The organism is Desulfofundulus sp. (genome assembly GCF_049701015.1).
In the GTDB taxonomy this organism is placed as follows: domain Bacteria; phylum Bacillota; class Desulfotomaculia; order Desulfotomaculales; family Desulfovirgulaceae; genus Desulfofundulus.
In genome coordinates this window covers 1-4,935 of sequence record NZ_JBNATZ010000187.1, presented here as the reverse complement: position 1 = coordinate 4,935, position 4,935 = coordinate 1, and the positions used below count along the sequence as shown (strand labels likewise).

Sequence of the window (4,935 nt, the reverse complement as noted above, 5' to 3'; positions counted from 1 at the left end):
GCCCTGGAGGAATCGAAACGAAGGGCAATCAAAAGAGCGGAAGAAAAGATGAACATTGAGTTCTGGGAGGGTTTACTTTACAATCATTATGATTCTGAAGAAATTATGGTCCAGCGCGCTCAACACCTTGGTTTTGAATTGAATGGAAAACGGGCCGTCATGATTGTGGCTATTGACCGTTTTGAAGATTACTATCTGGAGGGAGGGGAAATTCTTTTTCAGGAGCTGAAGAACCAGTTGGCCAGAATAGTGAGAGATTCCGCGCTGGCCAGGAATCAAAAAAATATAGTTATTCCCAAAAACGACGGGTTGATCGTTTTGGTGCAGATAGCCAGGGAAGTTAAGCCGGAGTCAATCAAATCGATGCTTTTTCACCTGGCCCGGGAGATTACTGCTGAGGTGAACAGGATGCCGGGCAAAGTTACGGTGTCCATAGGAATTGGCAGGTGCTGTGACAGGTTGACCGGGGTGGCACAGAGTTATCGCGAAGCGGAACAGGCCTTGAAGATTGGCCGGAGGGTGCAGGGCGGTAATGGTATATTTGACTTTGAACAGCTGGGTATTTATGCTTTACTCTTATCTTTTGGCAATCGTGAAGTGAAAGAATCCTGCCGTCGGATGTTGGCCAGGTTACTGGAATATGACTCCGCCAATAAGGCGGAGTTAATCAAAACCATGGAAGTATACCTGGATTGCAATGAAAATATTTCCAAGACTGCCGAAAAACTCTACATTCATCCCAATTCTGTAAAATACCGCCTGGAGCGCATCAAAGAGATTCTGGGAAAGGACCCTTTCCTCAACGGAGAAGAAAAATTATATTACTATCTTTCATTAAAGGCGTTGAAAATACTCTAACCACCGCGAACTCCAGAAGGGATATATATAAAAAAACCGGTTTTTCTCTGCCGAAAAACCGGTTTTTGTTATGTTAAACTTTCAAAAAAACTCAGTACCACAGCAGAATTCCCGCAAAAACCGCTCCGCTCCTGACCACCTTGTGTTCCACGGCCTTGACCATGTACGTTTTCAGCTGCATATTGCGCATGGCAAATGCATCTTCCACCATCTCACGGATGATTTTTTCAGCTTCCTGGCGGGATGTGTGGCCCGAATACTCCATAATAACGCCAAAGCCCTTCTCGGGAATACCTACAGCCACAGCAGCGGCAATTATGTCCCCAGGGGTGGTGGAGGTAATGGCACCGTAGGCTACTGGTACCAGGGCCCCGGGAGGTAGGGATAATTCCTCCACATATTGAGCATCGGGTGGCAGGATGCTGCTAACCCGGATCAGGTTTACGTTTCCCGCCCCGGCTTCCAATAAGGCGCGGTCAAAAGCGTTCAATGGTGTCAGGCCTTCGCCTGCTCCTGCTACCAGGGTAAATCTGGTTGGTGTCGGTAACAAGGGTTCCCCCTCCCATCATTAGTTCAAGCTGCTCTGTCTTGCGCCTCCTTTTTGACCTTGATAACCACAATGGGTGTCTGCTGGTCGTCATTGCCAAAAGGGTTGTCTATCAATGCTTCCGAAGCTATCTTAACGCTGGCGGGGCTGGTTGCAGCCAGTATATCCACACATTTGATATCGTTGACGTCCGCGATCACCACGTCCGCGCCGGTGGCTTCCTTGATAGCCGCTACAATTTTCCCCGGTTTGCGGGGGCCCAGGATGATATGCCTTTCATAGGGCCACATGGTGCCGGCAATATCATCGATAAATGCCAGTTCCCGGCCGGCAACCAGGTAAAAATACCCGCGCTTGCCTATGAGCCGCCCCACAGCTGCAGCCACGCAGCCGAGGAGAACTCTAACCGTACCAACTTCCCTGAGTGCCAGCTCCATGGCCGGTGGGGTAGCCAGGCTGCCGTGTTTGCCGGGGAATCTGCACAAAAAGCGTGCCAGCAGGCCCGGGTGGACTTCCTCGGGCAGGATGGCTCGTTTCTGGGTAATGGCTACCACACTCTCAGCAATGGCAATGATATCGCCCGGTTCCACCACCCCTTCGGTGTAACGTTTGGCGAGCTCGATGATGTCGTCCTGTTCGGTGATTACATGGGTCCGGATGGGGATGGTATAGCAGGGCATATACATCATCACCTTTCAATAAGCTCCTGGTATTTGCCCGGGCAGGTTAAGGAGCTACTATCAGGTTATACCTGAAAATCAATTGTGTGCATGTCCCGGTCTTTTTTAACGTTCACGGGACGGCGATGATCAGAGTTACATCCCTGATCAGGTACGCGGCCGGCAGGAAAATGGCCTGGGCCAGAATGGTCCCCAGCAACCTGGTTAAACACAGATAATAAACCATTTGCCGGAGCTCCCTTTGATCTCTGGTTCCCCGCAGGGCCTGATCTGTAATCATGGCGGCGGTCGGGTCCACTATCATGGCCGAAAGAATAGTGGCCACACCGTTTACAACTCCTGAAAGAAGACTGGCCGTCGAGCGGTATTCGGGCAGTAGAGCACCGGCGTACAGGGCAGATAACACACCCGTGGTCCAGATGCCGATAACCAGAATATTGGCTATTAAAAACGGTAAAGGTATGTTTTGGGGACGCTCCGGCAAGTTTGCTTTCAAGGCCCCGAGGTACCCGGGTCTTTTGCGCAGTGTCCTCATAAGGAGGCGCGGCGAAAGCAGGATTATAATCAGGCGGGGAATGGAGCCGGCTTCTTCAAAAAGAAAAATTACCCGGGTAAAGACGTAAGTAAAAGCCGGGGTGAGCAATATGCCCACCACTGTACCGATCGTAGCGGAGAAAATGACCAGGCGTATATACATGCTCAACTGGGTGAGTTGCTGGTGGTACAGTGGTGATTCAAGTAAAGAGCCGGATGAAATTTTAAGGCCTGTATTTATGGTTTTCTCAACCTCGGAAGACAATAACGGGGCCTGAATAAGGTTTGCCGTGCTGGCCAGCAAGGAAATGATTTGAAACAAGGAGAAGGCGGTGGCCAGCCTGCGGGTGGTGACTCCGGAAAGGCGGACGGCGTATACCAGCGTATCAGTTAAATGAATAATTGCGGTAAGAATGATGATTAAAAGTATGCGGTCGATTATTGCTCACCCACCTTCCTTTAAAATCCCAGCAAGGGCCACAGTTCTTCATCCACCACGGGCTTATCTCCCAGGCCGTGTTTTTTGCGGAACAAGGCCACGGCCTGGGCCGTCCGGGGCCCAAAAACGCCATCGGGTTTCTGGTTGTAATAACCCAGCCGTTTCAGTGTGCGTTGGACTTCCTGTACTGCTGTACCGCAGCTCCCCTGGTAAAGTACGGGGTACTGCGGGGAAAAAGGATTACCCAGCACCAGCACCGGGGTACCTTCGGAAACCCAGTCATATAATTCCACCACATGGGCATTATGCAGACGTACGCAACCGGCGCTGGCAAACGTCCCTATGGACCAGGGGCTGTCCGTACCGTGAATGCCGTAGGTGCCCTGTGGGATGTTCAATCCCATCCAGCGGGGTCCCATCCCGGGCACGTATTCATCCGATTTGTCGACCACTTTCCATAGACCCAGGGGGGTTTCTGAACCGGGTTTGCCCAGAGCTACCGGGTATTGCCTGATGGGTTGTCCTTTGGAAAAAACAGTCATGGTCAGGGAACGGGTATCAACCAGGATAAAAAGGTCATGTCCCGGGGTGGGAGTCACCCCTCGTTCCGGCCTGGACAACATGGCCTCACTGATGGTCTGCCAGGTGAACACATCCACCACGCCGGTGGGTTGCAGACCGTGATCTTTCTGGAAACGTTCCACGGCTTCTATGGTGGATTCATCATACAGGCCAGTGGCCCGGCCCTTGAAGTAGCCCAGGAAAGAAAGACATTGCTGAAGGTTGGCTATGTCCTGTCCCTGGTGGAAAGGTGTCGTCAGAAGGGGTTGTTCATTGTCCCCACATTGGTGCACCCTGACCAGGGCTGTACCGGTGGCCGGACGGTAGATTAAAAGACAACATAATGTGATGAACAGGCAGATAAAACGTCGCATGCATATCACCGTTTGGTAAGAGGGTCAATTGTTATTTTCCCCCTTTTTTCTCTTTCCAAAAGCGTAAGAGGCCGTTAAAAATTCCCTGGGCGATTTTTTTATAAAGAGTTGGATTACGTAAAAGACCCTCCTCGACCCAGTTGGAAATAACGACCGGTTCCACTGTAAGGCCGGGGATGGTACCCAAATAGCGCAGCTGCTGGTCCGGTTCCACGCCACGCGAGGGGCGTTTGATCTTACGTACTATTTCTTCCAGGGTGAGCTGGGCGAGTAGTTCACAGCCCGCTGCTCCGGGGTTGTATTTTACCGCCGTACCTTGAACGGAGTTATCCGTACTGTAACCGGTATGAAAGCTGATAAACACATCCGCGTTCATTTTTTGGGCCAGGTTACAGCGCATCCACTGGGAAATGGCGTAATCACCGGTGCGGCTGAGGTGGACCTGACTTTTCAGGGGTTTGAGCAGGTCCTGCAGGGCGCCGGCCATCGTCATGGTGACGTTCTTCTCCAGCAGGTCGACCGGTCCTCTACCACCCGGATCATTACCTCCGTGGCCTGCATCAATAATAAATACCCTGGTAGAAAAGAGGTTAAAAAGATGGTCGCGGACGAAATGGATTACCGTGCGGTGAGGTATACCCGGTTCGCTTGATATCTGCCAGGAGGAAGGGTGGTTGAGCTTTATTTCAAAGAGTACGCCCTGCGGTTGTTCTTCAACCCTGATCCATTCAATCAACCCGTCGTAGATTTCAATTGTATCGCAGTACATGTTGGCCCGGGCTTCCCTGGCCAGCAGGGTGATACCGGAATCACTTTCCTGGATGTCAAATGGAAATGGGCTGGTGGACTCGACCACCACCCGGGAGATGGGTCGTCCTGGGTTATGGTGGATTTTGCTCCAGATGTTGGTGATGCGGCTGGTTGTCATGCCTTGACCCCCTT

At 51.6% G+C, this 4,935-nt stretch carries 6 protein-coding genes; 1 reads left to right on the top strand and 5 read right to left on the bottom strand.

Features of this window, described 5'->3' with window-relative positions:
- Positions 1-858: PucR family transcriptional regulator (locus ACPLUI_RS10890; protein ID WP_424660286.1), on the top strand; the 858-nt coding region annotated here is incomplete at its 5' end.
- Positions 859-949: 91 nt separating this feature from the next.
- Here the strand turns inward: ACPLUI_RS10890 and ACPLUI_RS10885 are convergent.
- The 5 genes from ACPLUI_RS10885 to ACPLUI_RS10865 all read right to left on the bottom strand — a co-directional run.
- A complete protein-coding gene (locus tag ACPLUI_RS10885; protein WP_424660285.1) occupies positions 950-1,408 on the bottom strand; it encodes a pyruvoyl-dependent arginine decarboxylase in 459 nt (152 codons plus the stop codon).
- Between the two features lie 23 nt (positions 1,409-1,431).
- Positions 1,432-2,094, bottom strand: coding sequence for a coenzyme F420-0:L-glutamate ligase (locus ACPLUI_RS10880; protein ID WP_424660288.1), 663 nt, complete (start codon positions 2,092-2,094; stop codon positions 1,432-1,434).
- A gap of 103 nt (positions 2,095-2,197) precedes the next feature.
- Positions 2,198-3,019, bottom strand: coding sequence for a lipid II flippase Amj family protein (locus ACPLUI_RS10875; RefSeq protein ID WP_424660287.1), 822 nt, complete (start codon positions 3,017-3,019; stop codon positions 2,198-2,200).
- Between the two features lie 59 nt (positions 3,020-3,078).
- On the bottom strand, positions 3,079-3,993 hold the full coding sequence (locus tag ACPLUI_RS10870; protein ID WP_424660284.1) for a peptidoglycan-binding protein: 915 nt from the start codon (positions 3,991-3,993) through the stop codon (positions 3,079-3,081).
- A gap of 31 nt (positions 3,994-4,024) precedes the next feature.
- Positions 4,025-4,935: N-acetylmuramoyl-L-alanine amidase family protein (locus ACPLUI_RS10865; protein ID WP_424660283.1), on the bottom strand; the 911-nt coding region annotated here is incomplete at its 5' end.